General features: G+C 70.8%; 23 protein-coding genes. 13 read left to right on the top strand and 10 right to left on the bottom strand.

What is annotated here, in order from left to right; all coding sequences use genetic code 11:
- Positions 1–6: 6 nt before the first annotated feature.
- The gene (locus Ato02nite_RS37430; protein ID WP_213011429.1) at positions 7–336 is read right to left on the bottom strand and encodes a hypothetical protein; all 330 of its coding nucleotides are present in this window, start codon (positions 334–336) and stop codon (positions 7–9) included.
- Complete coding sequence (locus tag Ato02nite_RS37425) at positions 326–754, bottom strand: YbaB/EbfC family nucleoid-associated protein (protein WP_213011428.1); 429 nt, start codon at positions 752–754, stop codon at positions 326–328. Before Ato02nite_RS37425 ends, Ato02nite_RS37430 begins: the two co-directional genes overlap by 11 nt.
- Positions 755–865: 111 nt before the next feature.
- On the opposite strand from Ato02nite_RS37425, the gene Ato02nite_RS37420 reads away from it, so the two are divergent.
- Positions 866–2,092 (top strand): SUKH-3 domain-containing protein, encoded by a 1,227-nt coding sequence (locus tag Ato02nite_RS37420; RefSeq protein WP_213011427.1) that lies wholly within the window; start codon positions 866–868, stop codon positions 2,090–2,092.
- The gene (locus Ato02nite_RS37415; protein WP_213011426.1) at positions 2,089–3,339 is read left to right on the top strand and encodes an SUKH-3 domain-containing protein; all 1,251 of its coding nucleotides are present in this window, start codon (positions 2,089–2,091) and stop codon (positions 3,337–3,339) included. Before Ato02nite_RS37420 ends, Ato02nite_RS37415 begins: the two co-directional genes overlap by 4 nt.
- Here Ato02nite_RS37415 and ychF read toward each other — a convergent pair whose 3' ends face one another.
- Positions 3,340–4,425 (bottom strand): redox-regulated ATPase YchF, encoded by a 1,086-nt coding sequence (gene ychF / locus Ato02nite_RS37410; protein ID WP_213011425.1) that lies wholly within the window; start codon positions 4,423–4,425, stop codon positions 3,340–3,342.
- A gap of 102 nt (positions 4,426–4,527) precedes the next feature.
- Between ychF and Ato02nite_RS37405 the strand changes: the two genes are divergently transcribed.
- The 4 genes from Ato02nite_RS37405 to Ato02nite_RS37390 all read left to right on the top strand — a co-directional run bounded on the left by Ato02nite_RS37405 (position 4,528) and on the right by Ato02nite_RS37390 (position 9,767).
- On the top strand, positions 4,528–5,952 hold the full coding sequence (locus Ato02nite_RS37405) for a DNA-3-methyladenine glycosylase 2 family protein (protein ID WP_213011424.1): 1,425 nt from the start codon (positions 4,528–4,530) through the stop codon (positions 5,950–5,952).
- Between the two features lie 83 nt (positions 5,953–6,035).
- Positions 6,036–6,530, top strand: coding sequence for a methylated-DNA--[protein]-cysteine S-methyltransferase (locus tag Ato02nite_RS37400; RefSeq protein WP_213011423.1), 495 nt, complete (start codon positions 6,036–6,038; stop codon positions 6,528–6,530).
- A gap of 52 nt (positions 6,531–6,582) precedes the next feature.
- Positions 6,583–9,141: a valine--tRNA ligase gene (gene valS, locus Ato02nite_RS37395; protein WP_213011422.1), complete on the top strand. Its 2,559-nt coding sequence runs from the start codon at positions 6,583–6,585 to the stop codon at positions 9,139–9,141.
- Between the two features lie 74 nt (positions 9,142–9,215).
- Positions 9,216–9,767, top strand: a complete 552-nt coding sequence (locus tag Ato02nite_RS37390) for a hypothetical protein (protein WP_213011421.1) — start codon at positions 9,216–9,218, stop codon at positions 9,765–9,767.
- Positions 9,768–9,814: 47 nt separating this feature from the next.
- Here Ato02nite_RS37390 and Ato02nite_RS37385 read toward each other — a convergent pair whose 3' ends face one another.
- Positions 9,815–10,561 (bottom strand): hypothetical protein, encoded by a 747-nt coding sequence (locus tag Ato02nite_RS37385; protein WP_213011420.1) that lies wholly within the window; start codon positions 10,559–10,561, stop codon positions 9,815–9,817.
- Between the two features lie 50 nt (positions 10,562–10,611).
- Between Ato02nite_RS37385 and Ato02nite_RS37380 the strand changes: the two genes are divergently transcribed.
- Positions 10,612–11,763: a DNA recombination protein RmuC gene (locus tag Ato02nite_RS37380; protein ID WP_213011419.1), complete on the top strand. Its 1,152-nt coding sequence runs from the start codon at positions 10,612–10,614 to the stop codon at positions 11,761–11,763.
- Here Ato02nite_RS37380 and Ato02nite_RS37375 read toward each other — a convergent pair.
- Complete coding sequence (locus Ato02nite_RS37375) at positions 11,753–12,724, bottom strand: 4-hydroxy-3-methylbut-2-enyl diphosphate reductase (RefSeq protein ID WP_213011418.1); 972 nt, start codon at positions 12,722–12,724, stop codon at positions 11,753–11,755. The genes Ato02nite_RS37380 and Ato02nite_RS37375 overlap by 11 nt on opposite strands.
- Before the next feature lie 112 nt (positions 12,725–12,836).
- On the opposite strand from Ato02nite_RS37375, the gene Ato02nite_RS37370 reads away from it, so the two are divergent.
- Genes Ato02nite_RS37370 through Ato02nite_RS37355 form a run of 4 tightly spaced genes read left to right on the top strand, consistent with a single transcriptional unit; the run spans position 12,837 to position 15,458 of the window.
- Positions 12,837–13,364: a hypothetical protein gene (locus Ato02nite_RS37370; protein WP_213011417.1), complete on the top strand. Its 528-nt coding sequence runs from the start codon at positions 12,837–12,839 to the stop codon at positions 13,362–13,364.
- Between the two features lie 58 nt (positions 13,365–13,422).
- Positions 13,423–14,016 carry a hypothetical protein gene (locus tag Ato02nite_RS37365; protein ID WP_213011416.1) on the top strand — a complete coding sequence of 198 codons (594 nt, stop codon included), beginning with the start codon at positions 13,423–13,425 and terminating at the stop codon, positions 14,014–14,016.
- Positions 14,017–14,025: 9 nt separating this feature from the next.
- Positions 14,026–15,255 carry an exodeoxyribonuclease VII large subunit gene (gene xseA / locus Ato02nite_RS37360; protein ID WP_213011415.1) on the top strand — a complete coding sequence of 410 codons (1,230 nt, stop codon included), beginning with the start codon at positions 14,026–14,028 and terminating at the stop codon, positions 15,253–15,255.
- Positions 15,252–15,458, top strand: coding sequence for an exodeoxyribonuclease VII small subunit (locus Ato02nite_RS37355; RefSeq protein WP_213011414.1), 207 nt, complete (start codon positions 15,252–15,254; stop codon positions 15,456–15,458). Before xseA ends, Ato02nite_RS37355 begins: the two co-directional genes overlap by 4 nt.
- Here Ato02nite_RS37355 and Ato02nite_RS37350 read toward each other — a convergent pair.
- On the bottom strand, positions 15,455–16,264 hold the full coding sequence (locus Ato02nite_RS37350) for a hypothetical protein (RefSeq protein ID WP_213011413.1): 810 nt from the start codon (positions 16,262–16,264) through the stop codon (positions 15,455–15,457). The genes Ato02nite_RS37355 and Ato02nite_RS37350 overlap by 4 nt on opposite strands.
- Before the next feature lie 23 nt (positions 16,265–16,287).
- Positions 16,288–16,851, bottom strand: coding sequence for a DUF4245 domain-containing protein (locus Ato02nite_RS37345; RefSeq protein ID WP_246607912.1), 564 nt, complete (start codon positions 16,849–16,851; stop codon positions 16,288–16,290).
- Between the two features lie 101 nt (positions 16,852–16,952).
- On the opposite strand from Ato02nite_RS37345, the gene glpX reads away from it, so the two are divergent.
- Positions 16,953–17,990, top strand: a complete 1,038-nt coding sequence (gene glpX, locus Ato02nite_RS37340; RefSeq protein ID WP_213011411.1) for a class II fructose-bisphosphatase — start codon at positions 16,953–16,955, stop codon at positions 17,988–17,990.
- A gap of 46 nt (positions 17,991–18,036) precedes the next feature.
- On the opposite strand, the gene Ato02nite_RS37335 is transcribed toward glpX, so the two are convergent.
- Positions 18,037–18,447, bottom strand: a complete 411-nt coding sequence (locus Ato02nite_RS37335; RefSeq protein WP_213011410.1) for a MarR family winged helix-turn-helix transcriptional regulator — start codon at positions 18,445–18,447, stop codon at positions 18,037–18,039.
- 62 nt (positions 18,448–18,509) lie between these two features.
- Between Ato02nite_RS37335 and Ato02nite_RS37330 the strand changes: the two genes are divergently transcribed.
- On the top strand, positions 18,510–19,349 hold the full coding sequence (locus tag Ato02nite_RS37330; RefSeq protein ID WP_213011409.1) for an LLM class flavin-dependent oxidoreductase: 840 nt from the start codon (positions 18,510–18,512) through the stop codon (positions 19,347–19,349).
- 6 nt (positions 19,350–19,355) lie between these two features.
- On the opposite strand, the gene Ato02nite_RS37325 is transcribed toward Ato02nite_RS37330, so the two are convergent.
- Both Ato02nite_RS37325 and Ato02nite_RS37320 read right to left on the bottom strand, forming a co-directional pair.
- Positions 19,356–20,036, bottom strand: a complete 681-nt coding sequence (locus tag Ato02nite_RS37325) for a rhomboid family intramembrane serine protease (protein ID WP_246607911.1) — start codon at positions 20,034–20,036, stop codon at positions 19,356–19,358.
- Positions 20,037–20,074: 38 nt separating this feature from the next.
- A partial coding sequence (locus Ato02nite_RS37320) for a trypsin-like serine protease (RefSeq protein ID WP_213011408.1) occupies positions 20,075–20,258 on the bottom strand: 184 nt, incomplete at its 5' end.

Raw genomic sequence — 20,258 nt, 5'->3', positions numbered from 1 at the left:
GCAGCATCAGGCCTTGTAGGACTTGATGATCGTCTCGCCCGCCCGGTCGTCGGCGGCCACGTTGTCCTCGACCGACTTCATCGCGGCGTCGCCGAGCGCCTCGACGTAGCCGGCGATCTGGCCGAACGCCTCGGTGAACTGCTGGAGCAGCGGCCCGTAGTTTTTCTGGAAGGCGGCACCGATGTCGTCGCGGCCCCACGGCTGGCCCTGGCTCGCCGCGGCGATCTCGGCGACGGTGCTGTTGTCCAGGCTGACCAGCTGCGAGCCGGCCAGGGAAAGGTCGCGGCCGCCGGCGGTGGCGCGCTGCGGGTCGAGGTTGAGCTGCTCACCGGTCATCGTCGCCGGCCACCTCTCGCATGATCCGGTCCTGGCGGCCGAGCAGGGTGCCGAAGTCGCCGTCCTGCAGGAATCGGGCCGCCCCGGAGTCGGCCGGCAGGTATTCGCCGACCATCTCCTGCACCTGGTCGGTCGTCTTGGCGACGGCCCGCTCGACGGTGCGCAGGATGGTGCGGGCCAACTCGTCCTGGTCGCCGCGACGGTAGATCTCGCGGTCCAGCTTGAGGTCGATGAGCTGGCCGCGTGGGCCGACCGTCGCGCGGACCAGGCCGTCCGGCGATTCGGCCGTGACGGCCAGGGCGGCCAGCCGCTCCTGGAGATCGTCCAGTCCGGAGCGCAGGCGTTGGTACTGCGAGACCACGTCGTCGAAACGGGCGCGCAGTGCGTGGTTGGCGTCGCGATCGGACTGTCGTGTCACGGCCGTCTCCCCCGAGGACTCGCGATTTGCCTGAAAAACTATCAGCTCGGGACAACGCCGAGAATCGACGTTGTCCGATCGTTCTAAGCTCATCCCCATGGGGGCACCTCGATGATCTCGCTGGAAGAGGCGGAATTCATCGCCGAGGGCTGGGCGCACAAGCAGTCGATCCGGCGCGGTTACACCTGCACGCCGCACGTCGATGAGCTGGCGCTCGGTTACGCGGTGTGGATGCAACTGCCGCCCGAGATCCGCACCGAGCCGGGCGCGGACGTCACCACCGTCATCGATCGAGAGACCGGCCGGCTGTCGCACTGGCCGCCCGCGTCCATCGCGGAGCTCGACGAGCGCTACCGCGAGCGGCGCGACGCCGCCGTCGGGCAGCACCGGACCGCCGACCCCACGGCCGAGCTGAAGCGCGAGGCGCACCGCCGGGTCAGCCCCGCGGTCGCCGCGCACATCACGCTCGGCGACCGGCTGTTCCGGGCCCGCGGCGCCAAGGGCGACCAGCAGATCCGCCATCACCCGCTGGTCGCGCAGCTGCTCGCCGCGATCCCGCCGGAGAACACGATTCGCGGCGCCGAGCGGCATGCCGAGCTGCTGGTCGTCTCGGATGTGCTCTACGAGGCCGACAAGGCCCGCGGCACTCCGCTCGGCCTCGGTGACGCCCGTGTTCTCCTCCAGCAGGGACTGTTCGAGACGTTCCACATCCGGGAGAGCGGCGACCCGCTCGGCGGCGAGCCCGCCAGATCGTGCTTCACCTGCGAATCCGTACTCATCGAACTTGCTCTTAGGCCCGAGTCTCACCGGGTCGACCGGCGGCAGACCGCCGGCACCGACCCGGAGCCCGGCCGTTTCCCTCCCGAGGTGGCCTGGGAGCTCGCCCATCGGGGCTGGCGGCCGGAGTCGCGGGAGCGGCGAGCCCGGATCGGCTCCGACGAGGTGGCCCGGATCGTGGCCGACAAGGGCGCCGAATTCGAGCTCGAGGGATTCCCGGCCGCCCACGACGCGTTCGTCGAGTTCCACGGCGTCCTGACCAGCCGGAGCGGCCCGGGCGTCGCCCAGCGGATCCGGTCGTTCGACATCGGCGGAGTTACACACCTGGCCGACCCCCTGTGCGAGCTCGGCATCATCGTCGGCGCCAGGATGTTCCCGCTGGGCACCGAGGGTTTCGACGAGGCGGTTCTCGCGATCGACGAGCGGGGCCGCGTCTTCGCCCTCGATCAGGGCGGTGAATGGTTCATCGGGGAGACTCTCGACCAGGCGCTCGTCGCCCTGCTGATGGGTCACGCGGCCGTCCGGCTGCACGACGACGGCACCTGGAGGACGCAGCAATGATCACCCGAGCGGACGCCGACGCGAGCGCGGCGGCCTGGGCGCGCGCCGAGTCCCTGGTCCGGGGTGCGGACTACCGCGCCACGGTCGACGAGTTCGATCTGGGGTTCATCGTCACGACCGCCCCGGTCCGCAAGACGTTCGCGCCCGCCGAGATCGGCACCGGCTCGACCGTCATCGATCGGGCGACCGGCCGGGTCTCGACCTGGCCGAACTGGCCCGCCGACATGCTCCAGCAGAAATACCGCGAGCAGCGGGACGCGGTGGTCGACCCGCCCCGGACCGCCGACCCCGAGGTCCAACTGCGCCGGGAGGCCCGGCGGAAGATCGCCCCCGGGGTCGCCGCGCACGCCACCGTCGAGGGCCGCGTCTTCATCGCCCGCGGCGCCAAGGGCGACCAGAAACTCAACCACCACCCCCTCGTCCTGGAACGGCTGGCCGAGCAGACGCCGCAGCAGACCGTGCGCGGCTGCGAGCGGCACGCCGAGATGATCGTCTGCTCCGACGTGCTGCACGAGGCGGACCGTAAGCGGGCGCTGACGGGTTCGGCCCCGCTGACCCTCGACGAGGCCCGCCAGTTGCTCCTGGCGTCGGAGTTCGAGACGTTCCAGATCCGGGAACCGGGCGATCCGCTCGGCGGCACCCCGAACGACCCGTGCGAGTCCTGCGTCTACGTGCTCACCCAGCTGGCCCTCATGCCGTGGGAGTCGATCTCCGCGCTCTACGAGAACCCGGCCCCGCCCGAGCCCAACCCGGACCCGGAGCGGTTCTCCGACGTGCTCGCCTCGGAACTGCTCCGCGGCTCGTACCTGCCGGAGATCACGCCGGACGTGCGGGCCGCGATGGCCGAGTTCGAGGTGGAACGTGTCCTCCCGGTGGCCGGCCGGGAACACCGCCACCAGGCCTTTCCGGCGATGATCGACGCGTTGGCCCAGACCGGCTCGCTGGTCATTCATCGCCACGCGTCCGGCCTGGAGCAGCGTTCCCGGGTCGTCTACCTGGGCCCGGAGTGGGCGAAGCACAGCGCCGACGTGCTCCACGAGTTCGGCCAGGTCATCGGGGCGCGGCTCTTCCCGATCGGCAGCGTCAACAACGAGTCGATCCTCGCGATCGACGAGCGTGGCCGCGTGTTCGACCTCGACCAGGCCGGCGAGTGGTTCATCGCCGACACCTATCTCGAGGCCCTGGAAACTCTCGTCGTCGGCTGGCGCACCCACCGAGTCCGAGACGACGGCACGTGGGGCGAGTGACTACACGTTGAAGCGGAACTCGACGACGTCGCCGTCCTTCATGATGTAGTCCTTGCCCTCCATGCGGACCTTGCCGGCCGCCTTCGCGGCGGACATCGAGCCCGCGGCCATCAGGTCGTCGAAGCTGACGATCTCGGCCTTGATGAAGCCGCGCTGGAAGTCGCTATGGATGACGCCGGCCGCCTCGGGGGCGGTCGCGCCGACCGGGATCACCCAGGCGCGGGCCTCCTTCGGGCCGGCGGTCAGGTAGGTCTGCAGGCCCAGCGTCTCGAAGCCGACCTTGATCAGGCGGTTGAGGCCCGGCTCGGTCTGGCCGGTGGACTGCAGCAGTTCCAGCGCGTCGTCGTCGTCCAGGTCGATCAGCTCGGACTCGATCTTCGCGTCCATGAAGACGGCCTCGGCCGGGGCGACCAGCGCGCGCAGCTCGTCGAGGAACGCGGCGTTGCCCAGCTCGGCCTCGTCGACGTTGAACACGTAGAGGAACGGCTTCGTGGTGAGCAGGTGCAGCTCGGCCAGCAGCTCGACGTCGAGGTCGGCGGCGGCCGCCCCCGAATACAGCGTGATGCCGTCGTTGAGCAGCTTGAACGCGGTTTCCGCGGCGGCCACGGCGGGCGCGCGGTCCTTCTTGAGCTTCGCTTCCTTCTGCAGGCGGGGCAGCGCCTTCTCGACCGTCTGCAGGTCGGCCAGGATGAGCTCGGTGTTGATCGTCTCGATGTCGTCGGCCGGCGAGATCTTGCCGTCGACGTGCAACACGTTCGGGTCGCTGAACGCGCGCACGACCTGGCAGATCGCGGACGCGTCGCGGATGTTCGCGAGGAACGCGTTGCCGCGGCCCTGGCCCTTGGACGCGCCGCGCACGAGGCCCGCGATGTCGACGAAGCTCACCGGCGCCGGCAGGATCTTCTCGCTGTTGAACAGCTCGGCAAGCCGGCCCAGCCGCTCGTCGGGCAGCCCGACCACGCCGACGTTCGGCTCGATCGTGGCGAACGGGTAGTTCGCCGCGAGCACGTCGTTCTTGGTCAGGGCATTGAACAGGGTGCTCTTGCCGACGTTCGGCAGGCCGACGATTCCGATGGTGAGGCTCACGGAAACCCAGTTTACGCAGGGTTGCGGGCGGCCCGGCGGGCGCAAGGGCCATGTCCGAATCCCGCCAGCCTTTCCCCGGTCTCAAGGGGCAGACTCGACGGCATGGAACTGGACTTCGAACGGTGCTACCGGGCCGTGGACAGCCGGGACCAGCGCTTCGACGGCTGGTTCTACACCGCCGTGAGCAGCACCGGCATCTACTGCCGGCCGTCCTGCCCGGCCATCACACCCAAACCGGAGAACGTCACGTTCTTCCCGACCGCGGCCGCGGCCCAGCGCGCCGGTTACCGTGCGTGCAAGCGCTGCCGGCCGGACGCCGCGCCCGGCTCCCCCGAGTGGGACGTGCGGGCCGACCTGGTCGGCCGGGCGATGCGGCTGATCGGCGACGGCGTGGTCGACCGGGAGGGCGTGCCGGGCCTGGCGACCCGGCTCGGCTACACCGAGCGGCATCTCAACCGGATGCTCACGGCGGAGCTGGGGGCCGGGCCGCTCGCGCTGGCCCGCGCGCAGCGCGCACAGACCGCTCGAATCCTCATCGAGACCACCGATCTCGGCCTCGCCGAGATCGCGTTCGCGGCGGGTTTCGGCAGCGTGCGGCAATTCAACGACACGATCCAGGAGGTGTACGCGCAGGCGCCGGGCCGGCTGCGCGAACGTCGCCCGGTGGCCCGGGCCGAGGCGGGCACGATCAATCTGCGGCTCGCCTACCGGTCGCCGCTGCACGTCCCGGCGCTGCTCGACTTCCTCGAGCTGCGGGCGCTGCCCGGGGTGGAGGAACGGTCCGGTGACACGTACCGTCGCGGTCTGTCTCTGCCGCACGGCAGCGCGACGGTCGCGCTGACCCCGGCCGACCGCTGGGTTTCCGCGCAGCTGCGGCTGAGCGATGTGCGTGATCTCGCGCCGGCGGTGGCCCGTTGCCGGCGGCTCTTCGATCTGGATGCGGACCCCGACGCCGTCGATGCCACGCTGGGCGCGGACGTCGCGCTGAGCGCGGCGATCAGGACCGAGCCGGGTGTACGGGTACCGCGCGCGGTCGACGGTTTCGAGATGGCCGTACGGGCGATCGTGGGCCAGCAGGTGAGCGTGGCGGGGGCGCGAACCACGGTGACCCGGATGATCCGGGCGGCCGGTGGTTTCGACGGTCCGGACCTGGCCGGTTTTCCCGCCGCCGCGGTGGTGGCCGAGTTGCCGGACACCGCGTTCGGGATGCCGGTGAGCCGGCGGCAGACGATCCGGCATCTCGCCGAGGCGGTCGCGGCCGGGAAGATCGACCTGGAGCCAGGCGCGGACCGGGAGGAATCGATCTCCCGGCTGCTCGAGGTGCCCGGCATCGGCGCGTGGACCGCCGGATATGTCGCGATGCGAGCGATCGGCGACCCGGACGTGTTCCTGCCGACCGACCTGGCGGTGCGGCGCGGGGCGGCCGCCCTGGGGCTGCCGTCCACCCCGAAGGCCCTGGAGAAGCACGCCGAGCGATGGCGGCCCTGGCGGTCCTACGCCCTCATCCGCCTGTGGCGAGCCTCGTGAGCCGGTTATCCACAGGCCCGCAAAAATCTTCCCGCCGCCGGTCCCGACCGGCCAGGCTTGTTCCGAACCCCCTGGAGGACACCATGTTGAAGCACCACACCATCGACACCCCGGCCGGCCCGCTCACGATCGTGGTGGGCCCCAGTGGCGGCGTGCGCGCGGCCGGCTTCACCGACGACGTCGGCGACCTGTTGCCGCTGATCCACCCGAAACTCCATGCCCAGGCGCAGCCCGACGACGACATCGGGCCGGTGATCGCGCACGTGCGGTCCTATTTCGAGGGTGACCTGGGCGCGCTCGACCGGGTGGTGGTGGAGCAGCACATCGCCGGCGAGTTCGTGGCGCACGCGTGGGTGGTGATGCGCGAGATCAAGCCGGGCAGCCCGGTGACCTACAGCGAGTTCGCCCGCCTCTCCGGGCGGCCTGCGGCGATCCGGGCGGCCGCGATGGCGTGCGCCCGCAACCCGGTCGCGCTGTTCACCCCGTGTCACCGGGTGCTGCGGCTCGACGGGTCGCTCGGCGGCTATCGGTGGGGACTGCCGGTAAAACGGCAGTTGCTCGCCCACGAGGCGGCCTGAGCGTGTTGATTATCGGAGGACCGGCGGGTGCACGGGCCCGTAGCATTCAGCCATGACTGATACGGGAACGACCGCGCGCGCCGGTCTCCCCGAGCGCCCGTCGCTGGACGGCCTCGAGGAAAAGTGGGCGCGCCGCTGGCAGGAGGAGGACACGTATGCATTCGACCGCTCGAAGGAGCGCGCGGATGTATATGCGATCGACACACCTCCGCCGACCGTATCCGGCGAGTTGCACATGGGCCACGTCTTCTCCTACACGCACACCGACACGATCGCGCGGTTCCAGCGGATGCGCGGCAAGACCGTCTTCTACCCGATGGGCTGGGACGACAACGGGCTGCCGACCGAGCGCCGGGTGCAGGTCGTCTACGGTGTCCGGTGCGATCCGGCGCTGCCCTACGACCCGCAGTGGCAACCGCCGACACTGAGCCCCTCGACGAGGTCTGGCAAGGAGACCATTTCGATCTCCCGGCGGAACTTCGTCGAGCTCTGCGACCGGCTGACCACCGAGGACGAGAAGGTCTTCGAAGCACTGTGGCGGCGGCTCGGGCTGTCCGTCGACTGGAAGATGAGCTACACGACGATCGGGACGAGGGCGCGGGCCGTCTCGCAGCGCGCGTTCCTCAACAATCTGGCGCGCGGTGAGGCCTACACGGCCGAGGCGCCGACGCTGTGGGACGTCGGGTTCCGCACCGCGGTCGCGCAGGCCGAGCTGGAGGACCGGGACCGCCAGGGTGCCTACCACCGGGTCCGCTTCCACGGGCCGGACGGGCCGGTCGAGATCGACACCACCCGGCCGGAACTGCTGCCGGCCTGTGTCGCGCTGGTCTTCCACCCGGGCGACGAGCGCTACCAGCACCTGCTCGGCAAGACCGTCCGCACGCCGTTCTTCGGGGTCGAGGTGCCGGTCTACGAGCACCCGCTGGCCGCTCCTGACAAGGGCACCGGCATCGTCATGGTCTGCACGTTCGGCGACCTGACCGACGTCGCCTGGTGGCGTGACCTGCAGCTGGAGACCCGGGTCGTGATCGGCCGGGACGGCCGCTTCCTGCCGGACCGCCCGGCCGGCGTCCCCGCCGCGGCATACGAACCGTTCGCCGGCCTGTCCGTCAACGCGGCCCGGCGGGAGATCGTCCGCATTCTCATCGAGGCCGGCGACCTGGTCGGAGAGCCGACGCCGATCACCCATCCGGTGAAGTTCTACGAGAAGGGCGACTCACCGCTCGAGATCGTCACGAGCCGGCAGTGGTTCATCCGCAACGGCGGCCGCGACCCCGAGATCCGCGAGCGCATGCTGGCCCGCGGGCGGGAGCTGCACTGGTTCCCGGAGCACATGCGGCACCGTTACGAGCACTGGGTGAACGGCCTGACCGGGGATTGGCTGATCAGCCGGCAGCGGTTCTTCGGCGTGCCCATCCCGGTTTGGTACCGGCTCGACAACGCTGGCGAACCGGACTACACCCAGCTTCTCATACCGGACGAATCGGCGTTGCCGGTTGACCCCTCCTCGGAGTGTCCGCCGGGCTACGACGAGTCGCAGCGGGGCGTTCCCGGCGGTTTCGCCGCCGATCCCGACGTCATGGACACCTGGGCCACCTCGTCGCTCACGCCGCAGATCGTCGGCGGCTGGCACGACGACGAGGACCTCTTCCGGCGGGTCTTCCCGATGGACCACCGCCCGCAGGCGCACGAGATCATCCGGACCTGGCTGTTCAGCACGGTCCTGCGCGCCGACATGGAGAGCGACGTGCTGCCCTGGCGCAACGCGATCCTCTCCGGCTGGATCCTCGACCCCGACCGGAAAAAGATGGCCAAGTCCAAGGGCAACGTCGTCACGCCGGAGGACCTGCTGGTGCAGAACGGCTCGGACGCGGTCCGCTACTGGGCCGCGAACGGCCGGCCCGGCGCCGACCTGGCGTTCGACCCGGCCCAGATCAAGGTCGGCCGGCGGCTGGCGACCAAGCTGCTCAACGCGTCGAAGTTCGCGCTCGGGCTGGGCGCGGCCGACGCGCTGCGGCAGCCGGTCACCGAGCCGCTCGACCAGGCGATGCTGACCCGGCTGGCCGGGGTGGTGACCGCGGCGACCGCGGCCTTCGAGCGGTACGACCACACCGAGGCGCTACAGGTCACCGAGGGATTCTTCTGGACCTTCTGCGACGACTACATCGAGCTGGTCAAGGAGCGGGCGTACGCCGAAGGCCCGGCGTCCGACTCGGCGCGGGCGGCCCTCGCCGCCGGCCTGTCGGTGCTGCTGCGCCTGTTCGCCCCGTTCCTGCCGTACGTCACCGAGGAGGTCTGGTCCTGGTGGCGGTACGGCTCGGTGCACACCGCGACCTGGCCGACGAAGTACGAACTGACCCGCGTCGCGCCCGAGGGCGACGCCGGCCTGCTCGATCTGGCCGGTGAGGCGCTGCGCCAGGTTCGGCGGGCCAAGTCGGACCGGAAACTGTCGATGAAGGCCGAGGTGCCGCTGGCCGAGGCGCTCGGCCCGGCGGAGATGCTCGACCGGCTCGCGCTGATCGAGGGCGACCTGCGCTCGGCCGGCCGGATCGGCAAGCTCGACCGCCTGCCCGACCGCACCCCGGAGCTGGTCATCGCCTGCGCGTTCTAGAAGCGGCCGGCCGAGGCTTCCGGTTTCCGGTAAACACCGGGACCCGGAAGCCACGCCGGGGCAGCATGAAAGGCATGTCGATCGCGCCCGAGCAGGTCGAGGCCCCGGCCACCGACGCTGTGCTCTTCCGGTCCTCACCGTGGCGGACGTTCATCGCCGTCTTCCTGCTGCTGATGGTGTCCTTCGGGGTGGTGTCACCGATCGTGGCGGTCGCGGTCGGCGGCACCGGGAACCCGTGGTGGCAGACCTTCGCGCAGGCCGGCTCGATCAGCGCGGTGGCCGCCGGCCTCTACGCGTGGTCGACCCGCGGCGCCCTGAGGACCTGGGTGCGGGTCTCCTCCGGCGGCCTGGAGTTGGCCGCGCAGGACAGCGACCCGATCCTGCTGGCCTGGGAGGACATCGAGACCGTCGTGGTGCGCCGGGTCGGCCTGCGCTCCGTGCTCGACGTGACGCCGATCGACCTGGACCGGGTGCACCCGGTCGACGACGAGGGCCCCGGTGGGCCGGCTATGACCGACACCGGCGACGGCCCGGCCTTCACGGCCGACCTCAGCGAGATCTGGCCGGGCCCGCGCGCACTCAAGCGCGAACTGGCCCGGCGCATGCCGGCCAAGCCGACGGCCTGACCACGCGGGCACCGGCCGCCGGCCTGGGAGCGGGCCGCCGGAACGCGCTAGAAGTCGCCGCCGAAATCGCCGCCGCCGTCGAAGCCACCGAAGTCGTTGCCGCCGCCGAAGTCGCCGGCGTTGTCGCCGCCGTCGAAATCGCCCGCGGCGTCCTGGAATCCGTCCTGGTAGCCGTCGCCGTAGCCCATGTCGCCGAAGCCGGGCGAGAACAGCGCGTCGAAGATCAGCATGCCGCCGAGCACACCGGCACCGGCACCGAGCGCGGTCTTCCAGACCGGCGTCGAATACCACCCCGCGGGCACCGGACGGCCCTGCACCCGGCCGCCTGGGTAGTAATAGGGCGTGTCGGCGCCGGGCTGCGGACCCGCCTTGTAGGAATGACCCTGCACGCTGACCTCACGCTCCTGGGTCAGCCGGCCGACGCCCTGGGCGCTGGCCAGCGGCGGCAGGTCGGGGCCGGGGTCGAGGCCCATCGCGACCCGGGCCGCGCGGACGTATTGCAGACCCTCCAGCGCCGACTCCCGGGCCAGCTCGAACTGCCTGATCGTGTTGGCCTGCTGGAGCTGACCGCCGGCCGCGTTGTATCGCTCGCCGGCGTCGGCCAGCGCCTGCCGGGCGGCCGGATCGTCGCCGTGCAGGTTCATCACCTGACCGCCGAGCCTTTCGTACCACCTCTGGGCGTCGGCCCGGGCGTCCTCGAGCCGGGTGGCCTGCGAGGCGGCGCCGTTGCGGCGAGCCAGCAGAACCACCAGCAGCACCACGATGACGATGCCCAGGATCAGCAACACACTCATGTTTCAAAGGTACCTGCACGAATCCTGTCGTACCCGTCTGGCAGTCTTCGATGGTGACCGTCGCAACGCTGGCCGTAATCGTCCTCTGTCTGGCGGCCGGTGCCGCCCTGGGCTGGCTGGCGGCACGCTCGCGGGCGGCGGCCGACATCGCCCGGCTCGAGGCCACCGTGCAGGCCCACCGTGACGGTGAGGAGCGGTTGGAGCAGTCGATGCGGGCGCTGTCCTACGAGTCGGCCGCCCAGTCGCAGGAGTCGGTGGCGCTCGCCGTGGCCCCGCTGCACGAGACGCTGCGGCGCTACGAGCGCCGGGTCGCCGACCTGGAGCGCGACCGGGTGGACGCCTACGCCGAGCTTCGTGAGCAGGTGCGGGCCATGGGTCAGGTGTCCGGCGAGCTGCGCACCGAGACGAAACAGCTGGTGGCCGCGTTGCGCACACCGCAGGTGCGGGGCCGGTGGGGTGAGCACCAGCTGCGCCGGGTGGTCGAGGCGGCCGGGCTGCTGGAGCACTGCGATTTCGCCGAGCAGGTCACCGCGTCCACCGACCAGCAGGGTGTGCGCCCCGACCTGGTGGTCAAGCTGCACGGCGGCCGCAGCGTGGTGGTCGATGCCAAGGCGCCGCTGGATGCCTATCTGGCGGCGGCCGAGGCGCGCGACGAGCGCACCCGGGACGACCATCTCGGCCGGCACGCCCGCCACCTGCGCGGGCACGTCGATGCCCTGTCGGCCAAGGAGTATTGGACGGCCTTCGAGCCGTCCCCCGACTTCGTGGTGCTGTTCGTGCCGGCCGACCCGTTCCTCGACGCCGCGCTGCAGCACGACCCGTCGCTGATGGAGCACGCGTTCCGGCGCAACGTCGTGCTGGCCACGCCGGCCACCCTGGTGGCGATGCTGCGCACGGTGGCCTATTCGTGGCGTCAGGAGGAGCTGGCCCGCAACGCCATCGAGGTGCACAACGTGGCCCGGGAGATGTATGGGCGGATCACCACGCTCGGCGACCACGTCGGCAAGCTGGGCGCGGCTCTCGGCAGCGCGGTGACGGCGTACAACCGAGCGGTCGGCTCGCTGGAGTCGCGGGTGCTGGTCAGCGCCCGCAAGCTGGCCGAGATGGGCGTCTCCCGGCAGGAGCTGCCCACCCCGCCACAGGTGGAGACGGCACCGCGGCAGCCGCAGTCACCGGAGCTGTTCGAGGAGATCAAGCCTTAGCGGCCGCGGCTGCCTTCATGTCGCGGCGCAGCTCCTGCGGCAGCGAGAAGGTGAGCCGCTCCTCGGCGGTGGTGTACTCGGTGACCTCGCCGAAACCCCGCGCCGCGAGGTGCTGGAGCACGTCCATGACCAGGTCTTCCGGCACGCTCGCGCCGGAGGAGACGCCGACCGTGGTCGCGCCGGTCAGCCACTCGTCCTGGATCTCGGAGGCGTAGTCGACCAGGTGGCCGGCCCGTGCACCGGCGTCGACCGCCACCTCGACCAGCCGCACCGAGTTCGACGAGTTCTTCGAGCCGACCACGATGACCACGTCGCAGTCCGGAGCGATCTCCTTGACCACGTGCTGGCGGTTCTGGGTGGCATAGCAGATGTCGTCGCTGGGCGGCGACTGGAGCAGGGGCAGCTTGGTCTTGAGCCGGGCCACCGTCTCCATGGTCTCGTCGACCGAGAGCGTGGTCTGCGACAGCCAGACGACCTTGGCCGGGTCGCGCACCACGACCTTGTCGACCGAGTCGGGGCCGTCGACCAGCTGGATGTGCGCGGGGGCCTCGCCGGAGGTGCCGACGACCTCCTCGTGGCCTTCGTGACCGATGAGCAGGATGTCGTAGTCGTCGGCGGCGAACCGCTTGGCCTCGTTGTGGACCTTGGTGACCAGCGGGCAGGTCGCGTCGATCGCCTTGAGATTGCGCACCCGGGCCTGCTCGTGCACCTCGGGCGCGACGCCGTGCGCCGAGAAGACGACGGTGGACCCCTCGGGGACCTCCTCGTTCTCCTCCACGAAGATCGCGCCGGCCGCCTCGAGCGTGCTGACCACGTGTTTGTTGTGCACGATCTGCTTACGCACGTAGACCGGCGCACCGTACAGCTTCAGCGCCTCCTCGACGGTCTGGACCGCCCGGTCGACGCCGGCGCAATAGCCGCGCGGCTTGGCCAGCAACACACGCTTACGAGCTTCGGTCACCCGGCCATGGTACGTGGGCCCGCCAGGTTGCGACCGACGTGCGACCGGCGCCACAGCACGGGGGCAGATCGCGGTGAGGGGCGATCGTCGATATCGCGGGCATACTCGTCGGGTGGCGAACGACGTGTCGATCGATGAGAAGACCAGCCGGTGGACGGCGGCCGGGCGCCTCGTGCGCTGGCTGGCGGGTGCGCTCTCCCTGGTGGGCGGCCTCACCTGGATCCTGGTCAGCACGCACGAATGGGTCGACCTGGGGGCCGGCCTGGTGCTGGCGGCGGCCGGCCTGGTGCTGCTCATGCCGCACCGCATCCGGCTTCCGCGCCGGCTCACGGCGCTGGTGATGGCCGGGTTCGCGCTGGTCGGCACGGCCGCGGGCCTGGTCGCGCTGACCGAGCGCACCTGCTGCTCGTACGCCGTCATCGCCGATCGGGGCTGGCCGTTCACCTGGATGCAGAAAGGTGCGATCGCCGACGACCCGGCCACGGCGCAGCGGCTCGCCGACTCGTCGAACTGGAACGTCGACCTGGTCTCGCTCACCGCGAACGTGGTCCTGTGGGCGTACGCCGGCCTGTTGCTCGTGGTGATCGGTGTGCTGGTGCGGCGCGCCCGGGGTGACCACCGGGTACCGCAGGCCGGATAAGGCGGTATTCCGCCGAATACGGCGGCTTTTGCGGTGATACGCGGTGATACTCGGTCGCATGCGCGACGCCGGGCCGCAGGCCGAGGACGAGGAGACCGGCCTGTCGTCCGTCCTGAGCATGGCCCGGTTGCTGACCGGCTGGGGCTGCCTGGGGATCGGCGTCCTGAACCTCGCGATGGGCATCACCGACGTCCCCTACCTGCTGTTCCACGCGGTCCTGGCGATCGGCGGCGGAGCGTTGCTGTCGGCCGGCATCCTGCGCGGGCAGCCCGGCCGGATCGCCTGGCTGGCCGGCGGCGCGGTCACCCTGCTCGGCTTCGTGATCAGCGCGCTGCCGCGGACCTCGACGGCGATCTGCTGCCTGAGCGATTACGACAAGCGGCACGGCTTCCCGTTCACCCTGCTGGCGGAAAGGTCCGGACACTGGCACTCCGACGGCGGTCGTGCCGTGGCCGACCTCGTCTTCTGGGCCTGCATCGGGATGTTCGTGCTGCTCGCGGTCACCGCCGCGACCCCGGCCCCGGTCGCGGTGCCGACCGCGGTGCCGACCGCGGTGCCGACCGCGGTGCCGGCACCACCGGTCTCCACCGGGCGGCACGCCGAACCCCGGGCCGAAGCGGTGGACGAGGAGAATGTCAGAGGTGTTCCGTAGTCTGGCCGGGTGAGTGAGCCCGGGCCGGCACCGAAGAGCACCGCCGACGAGCCGTGGCCGGTTCGCGTCGTCAGTCAGAAGGTCGGTGCCTGGATCGCCAAGCTCGGCTGGGTGTGGGTCGACGGCCAGGTCGCCCAGATCAGCCGGCGCCCCGGCTCGGCCGTGGTGTTCCTGACCCTGCGCGACCCGTCGGCCGACCTCAGCCTCACCGTCACCGCCCACCGCGACGTGCTCGACGCGGGCGCACCCGAGCTGGCCGAGGGGGCCCGGGTCACCCTGCACGCCAAGCCGGAGTTCTACCCGGCCCGCGGCACGCTCAGCCTCCGCGCCGACGAGATCCGCCAGGTCGGTCTGGGCGAGTTGCTGGCCCGCCTCGAGCGGTTGAAGAAACTGCTCGCCGCCGAGGGCCTGTTCGCCCGCGAGCGCAAGCGACGGTTGCCGTTCCTGCCGCAGCGCATCGGCCTGATCACCGGCCGGGCCAGCGCCGCCGAGCGCGACGTTCTGATGAACACCCGGCGCCGCTGGCCGGCCGTCGACTTCCGGGTGATCAACGTCCCGGTCCAGGGCCCGACCGCGGTTCCGCAGATCATCGACGCGCTCAAGGTCCTCGACAACGACGAGACGGTCGACGTCATCGTGATCGCTCGCGGCGGCGGCAGCGTGGAAGATCTATTGCCGTTCTCCGACGAGGCGCTGTGCCGCGCGGTCTTCGGCACCCGCACCCCGGTGGTCAGCGCGATCGGCCACGAGACCGACGCGCCCCTGGTCGACTACGTCGCCGACCTGCGCGCCTCGACCCCGACCGACGCGGCCAAGCGGATCGTCCCCGACCTGGGCGAGGAGCGGCAGCTCATCGAGTCGGCCCGGCGCCGGCTCGACCGGGCGGTGCTGACCCGGATAGACCGAGAGCGTCAGGGGATCGAGGCGTGGCTGTCCCGGCCGTCGCTGGCCCGGCCGGAGCTGCTGATCGACCAGCGGGCGGCCGACGTGACCGCGCTGCGCGAGCGCTCGGTCCGCAGCCTCGATCACCGGCTGCGCCGCGCCGACGACGACCTGCGGCACACGGTGGCCCGGCTGCGCGGCCTGTCGCCGGCCGCCACCCTGCAGCGGGGTTACGCGATCGTGCAGCGCGCCGACGGGCACGTGGTCCGCGCGGCCGACGAGGTCAAGACCGACGACATCCTGCGGGTCCGGCTGGCCGAGGGCGAGCTGCGAGCAGAGGTACGGGAGAGCGAATGAGCGACGACACCCTGAGCTACGAGCAGGCGCGCACCGAGCTTGCCGGCGTGGTGGAGCGCCTCGAGCAGGGCGGCACCTCGCTGGAGGAGTCGCTGGCGCTGTGGGAGCGCGGCGAGAAACTGGCCGACGTCTGCCGGCGCTGGCTCGACGGGGCCCGGGAGCGCATCGACGCCGCCCGGGCCGCTCGTGTCGAGTCCGACTAGCTGTTCAGCATCTCGAGCTGCTTGGCCGACATCTCCTTGATGGCACCGGCCGGCTTCGTCTGAGCCTTCTGCTCGCCGTAACCGGAGATGGTGTAGGCCCACTTGCCGGCCGGCGTGTCGCCCGCCTTCGGCGCGTCGATCACCAGTTTGGTGAGCCGGCCCTGGCCGTCGAGGGTCGCGGTGAACGGAAGCGACGACGCTCCCGCGCCCATCGCCTTGATCGCGTCGTCGTCCAGGAAGCCGTCATCGGCGTTGACCTTGGTGGCGTCGATCGTGCCGGCGATGGTGCGGGCGTCACCCTTCACCGCGGTGACCCCCTGGAGCAGGGCCTCCACACCGAGTAGATCGGCGTTGGTCACGTCGATGTCGAGGCCGCCACCCTTCGCGACCTTGGACGTGTCGATGTGGCTCCACGTCTTGCCGTCGCTGCCGAGCAGCTGCTGGATGGCGGCGTCGGACGAGCTGATCCGGACCCAGCGGTCCGGAGCCGCCCCGACCAGCTCCATCGTGAAGCTGGAGCCATCGGACGTCACGTCCATCTTCAGCGCGCCGCTCTTGCTCGGCACGTGCACGCTGCCGGTCACCTTGGTTTCCGGCGAGTCGACGCGGAGGGCGTAGTTGCCCGTCTTCAGCTCTTTGAGGGAGGCGATGAGCGCCGTCTTCGGGTCGGCGGGGGCGGTGGTGGCGGCGGCGGTCGAGGTGCCGCCGGCCGTGTCGCTGTCGGTGGAGGTGCCGCAGCCGGTCAGGGCGAAGCCCAGCAGACCGGCCAGCGCGGCGGAGGTGATGGTTCCCCGTAGCGTATTCATGGCGGAGGAGCTTAGATGACTGTCTAACTCAACGCGGAGGCCAGGGCCTCCAGGTGCTCCATGTCGGTCTTGCCGACCACCACGATCGTCCGGGTCGGTGCGGCCAGGACCAGAGCTTTCTCGCCCGGCCGCGCTTCGTAGACGGTCCACACCCCGTCATCGGTGCGGAAGTTGCCCAGCGCCTTGGAGTCGCCACCCAGTTCGCCCGGGAGCAGCGAGGCGGTCGGCACGCTGCTCTCGACCAGCTGGACCGGGTCCTTGTCCGGGGCGACGTAGCCGAGCCGCAGGGTCGCCCCGTCGGCCTGCCGCCGGAAGGTGGCACTGGAGGTGTGCCAGTCGTCGCCGAGGGCCTGCGGCGTGATGACCGTGAAGGCGGCGGCCTTCTGCGCCTCCTGGATCGCGGAGCTCGGGTCGACCGTGATCGGCGCGTCGCCGCTGAGCAGCGTGCGGTAGATGACCAGCAACAGTGCGATCGGCACCAGCAGCACGCCCAGCGACATCAGCATGTCGCGCGGCGAGCGTTCCTCACGGCGTCCGAGGCGGGGAGCCGGTGCCGTGTTGCTCTCAACGTCCGAGGTGGGATCCACGCACCCATTGTTAACCATGTCGCTGGAACGGGACTTTGCGCGTCCGGGCATGTGAGGATCGGTTATCTACCAGCCCCGCAACGTCGCGAGGAGGCACCTTCATGCCTGCCCGGGTTCCCCAGGATCTCGACCGCAACATCGCCCTCGATCTGGTCCGCGTCACCGAGGCGGCCGCCATGGCGGCCGGCCGTTGGGTGGGCCGCGGCGACAAGAACGGCGGTGACGGCGCCGCCGTCGACGCCATGCGCAAACTGATCAACTCGATCCAGATGCGCGGCACCGTGGTGATCGGCGAGGGTGAGAAGGACGAAGCCCCGATGCTGTTCAACGGGGAGCTGGTGGGTGACGGCACCGGCCCCGAGGTCGACGTGGCCGTCGACCCGATCGACGGCACCACGCTGATGAGCAAGGGCATGCCCGGCTCGGTGGCGGTGCTCGCGGTCGCCGAGCGCGGCGCGATGTTCGACCCGAGCGCCGTCTTCTACATGGACAAGATCGCGGTCGGCCCGGACTGCGCCGACGTCGTCGACATCAACGCCGGCACCGCGGAGAACCTGCGGCGCATCGCCCGGGCGAAGAGGTCGAGCATCTCCGACGTGACGGTCTGCATCCTCGACCGGCCGCGGCACGCCACCCTGGTCGAGGAGGTGCGCCAGGCCGGCGCCAACATCAAGTTCATCTCGGACGGCGACATCGCGGGCGCGATCTCCGCGGCCCGGATGGAGTCCGACGTGGACGTACTGATGGGGGTCGGCGGCACGCCCGAGGGCATCACGGCGGCGTGTGCCCTGAAGTGCCTGGGCGGCATGATCCAGGCGAAGCTGTGGCCACGCGACGACGCCGAGCGGGAGAAGGCCCTCGCCGCCGGGCACGACCTCGACCGGGTGCTGACCACCGACGACCTGGTGACCGGCGACAACTGCTTCTTCGTCGCCACCGGGGTCACCTCGGGCGACCTGCTCAAGGGCGTTCGTTACCGAGCCGGCGGCGCGCACACCCAGTCGATCGTGATGCGCTCCAAGAGCGGGACGATCCGGGTGATCGACTCATACCACCGCCTGGAGAAGCTCGCGCTCTACTCCGCGGTCGACTTCGACGGTCACCTGCCGACCGTACCGATGGGCGACCCGGTCCTGTAAGACGGGAGAACCACGAGGGGGAGGGCGCCGCGGCGCCCTCCCTCTTTCATTCCTTGAGTACGCGCTGAAGCAGCGACTTGAGCTGCCGGATCTCGTCCTCGTCCAGTGCGGCGAGAAACTCCCGCTCCGCCCGCGCGTGCACCCGCGAGCCCTCCACGAGGACCTGCCGCCCCCGCTCGGTGAGGTGCACGAGGTTCCGCCGCCGGTCCGCCGGGTCGGGCCGCCGCTCCACCAGTTGCTTGCCCTGGAGCGCATCGACGAGATCAACCATCGTGGTCCGGTCGACGCCGAGCTTGGCCGCCGCCTGCTGCTGAGCCAGCGCTTCGGGTCCACCCAACACCGTCAGTACGGCCAGCTCTCGCCCCGTGACGTCGAGCGGTGCGAGCACCGCACCGGTCTGCTCGGTGAGCGATAGCTGGACATGTTTCAGCAGGTAGCCGAGCCGATCGTGAAGCACGCAGATACGATATCCCGTCGAGCAGATAGTCAGCACTACTGACGATCAGCTAGCCTGAGCATATGCAGAGACTCACCATCGGGTGGAAGGCCTCCCAGCAGCACTTCACGATCGACGAATACCGCGAGCTGTGGGCCCGGGTCGACGACAGCGGCCTCGACAGTTGCTGGGTCTTCGACCACCTCCGGCCGATGGGTCGGGACCGCACCGGTGACATCTTCGAGGCGTGGACGATCCTGGCGGCAATGGCTCAGGCCACCCGGCGGGTGCGACTCGGCACCCTGGTCACCGGCAACGGCTATCGGCACCCGGCGCTGCTGGCCAAGATGGCGTCGACCGTCGACCACCTCGCCGGAGGGCGGCTGGATGTGGGCCTCGGCGCCGGCGGCGATCCGGAGGCCGACACGATGGCCGGCCTGCCCGAGGTGCCGGCCCGCACCCGGGTCGATCGGCTCGACGAGGCGGCGCAGGTGCTGCGCCTGCTGTGGGACACGCCGGTGGCCCACTTCGACGGCACGCACTACCGGTTGACCGGCGCGGTCTCCGACCCGAAACCGGTGCAGCGACCGCTTCCGCTGTGGATGGCGAGCAACGGCGAACGGCGGGGCCTGCGAGCCGTCGCGCGACGGGCCGACGCCTGGCTCACCGCCACCTTCGACGACGAGCCCGGTGACCTGGTGCGCTTGATGACAATCCTGGATCGGAACTGCCGGGACGCCGGGCGCGATCCGGCGACCCTGCGCCGGGGCGTGCAGTTTCCGCTGGCCGCACAGCCGGACGACACACTGCGCGCGGCCGAGCGGTTCGTCGCGGCGGGGTTTACCGACCTGATCCTGATGCCGCGCGGTGCCGGGCTCGAGCAGGCGGTGGCTCTGCTGCCCCGGCTGCGCGAGCTGGCCTGACCGTCCTCAGAGGTCGGTCAGGGTGGTGGTCGTGCTCGGCGTGAACGGGGACGGCGAGATCTTGGCGCGTTTCGGCCGCTTGCGACGGAAGATGACCGCCGCCAGCACGCCGCCGAGCAGGCCGAGCAGGTGGCCCTGCCAGGAGATCGGCTGGTCGGTCGGCAGGATGTTGTAGAGCTGGTACCAATACAGCAGGCCGATGAACGCGGACACGCCCAGGTTCCACCAGCTGCGCTCGACCAGGCCGCGGGTCACCAGCAGGCCGAGGTAGCCGAAGATGACGCCGCTCGCGCCGACGACCACGCTGTTCGGGTCGCCGACGAACCAGACGCCGAGGCCGCTCACCAGCATGATGACCGCGGTCGACCAGATGAACCGACGCACCCCGCCGGCCAGGGCGAACGTGCCGACCAGGATCAGCGGCACCGCGTTGCCGTAGAGGTGGTCCCACCCGGAGTGCAGGAACGGGCTGAACAGGACGCCGTCCAGGCCGCTGAGGCGGTGCGGGATGATGCCGCCGGCCACGTCGAGCTGGCCGGCGCCGATGCCCCGGTCGATCGCCTCGATCAGGAACAGAACGGGAATGACGGCGCACATGGTCACGAAGGCCCGCCCCAGCGAGGCGTAGAACGCGTCGGTCCCGAACTTCGCCGCTTCTGACTGTGGGTCGGTGCCGCCGTAACTCATGGTTCGATGGTCCCAGGCGACGGCAAGGCTTGCCAGGTTCAGCTCAACTTGTGGGTGGCGTTACGGATGGCCGCGCGGAATGTCGAGATTTGCGTGTAGACGCCGGGGTAACCGTCCCGGGCGCAGCCCAGTCCCCAGCTGACGATGCCGACCTGCACCCAGTCGCCGTGCGCGTCTCGGCCGACCATCGGGCCGCCGGAGTCGCCCTGGCAGGTGTCGACG

The organism is Paractinoplanes toevensis, from assembly GCF_018332695.1.
GTDB lineage: Bacteria > Actinomycetota > Actinomycetes > Mycobacteriales > Micromonosporaceae > Actinoplanes > Actinoplanes toevensis.
The sequence above is the reverse complement of the archived record's forward strand: the minus strand, read 5'-3'. Positions and strand labels throughout refer to the sequence as shown.

Excerpts from the sequence above, each read along its gene's own strand:
- Ato02nite_RS37325 (WP_246607911.1), bottom strand. The coding sequence starts at position 20,036 with ATGAGTTACGGCGGCACCGACCCACAGTCAGAAGCGGCGAAGTTCGGG.
- valS (WP_213011422.1), top strand. The coding sequence starts at position 6,583 with ATGACTGATACGGGAACGACCGCGCGCGCCGGTCTCCCCGAGCGCCCG.
- Ato02nite_RS37355 (WP_213011414.1), top strand. The coding sequence starts at position 15,252 with ATGAGCGACGACACCCTGAGCTACGAGCAGGCGCGCACCGAGCTTGCC.
- Ato02nite_RS37430 (WP_213011429.1), bottom strand. The coding sequence starts at position 336 with ATGACCGGTGAGCAGCTCAACCTCGACCCGCAGCGCGCCACCGCCGGC.
- Ato02nite_RS37420 (WP_213011427.1), top strand. The coding sequence starts at position 866 with ATGATCTCGCTGGAAGAGGCGGAATTCATCGCCGAGGGCTGGGCGCAC.
- glpX (WP_213011411.1), top strand. The coding sequence starts at position 16,953 with ATGCCTGCCCGGGTTCCCCAGGATCTCGACCGCAACATCGCCCTCGAT.
- Ato02nite_RS37405 (WP_213011424.1), top strand. The coding sequence starts at position 4,528 with ATGGAACTGGACTTCGAACGGTGCTACCGGGCCGTGGACAGCCGGGAC.
- Ato02nite_RS37400 (WP_213011423.1), top strand. The coding sequence starts at position 6,036 with ATGTTGAAGCACCACACCATCGACACCCCGGCCGGCCCGCTCACGATC.
- Ato02nite_RS37390 (WP_213011421.1), top strand. The coding sequence starts at position 9,216 with ATGTCGATCGCGCCCGAGCAGGTCGAGGCCCCGGCCACCGACGCTGTG.
- Ato02nite_RS37365 (WP_213011416.1), top strand. The coding sequence starts at position 13,423 with ATGCGCGACGCCGGGCCGCAGGCCGAGGACGAGGAGACCGGCCTGTCG.
- Ato02nite_RS37385 (WP_213011420.1), bottom strand. The coding sequence starts at position 10,561 with ATGAGTGTGTTGCTGATCCTGGGCATCGTCATCGTGGTGCTGCTGGTG.
- Ato02nite_RS37415 (WP_213011426.1), top strand. The coding sequence starts at position 2,089 with ATGATCACCCGAGCGGACGCCGACGCGAGCGCGGCGGCCTGGGCGCGC.
- Ato02nite_RS37380 (WP_213011419.1), top strand. The coding sequence starts at position 10,612 with ATGGTGACCGTCGCAACGCTGGCCGTAATCGTCCTCTGTCTGGCGGCC.
- Ato02nite_RS37350 (WP_213011413.1), bottom strand. The coding sequence starts at position 16,264 with ATGAATACGCTACGGGGAACCATCACCTCCGCCGCGCTGGCCGGTCTG.
- Ato02nite_RS37330 (WP_213011409.1), top strand. The coding sequence starts at position 18,510 with ATGCAGAGACTCACCATCGGGTGGAAGGCCTCCCAGCAGCACTTCACG.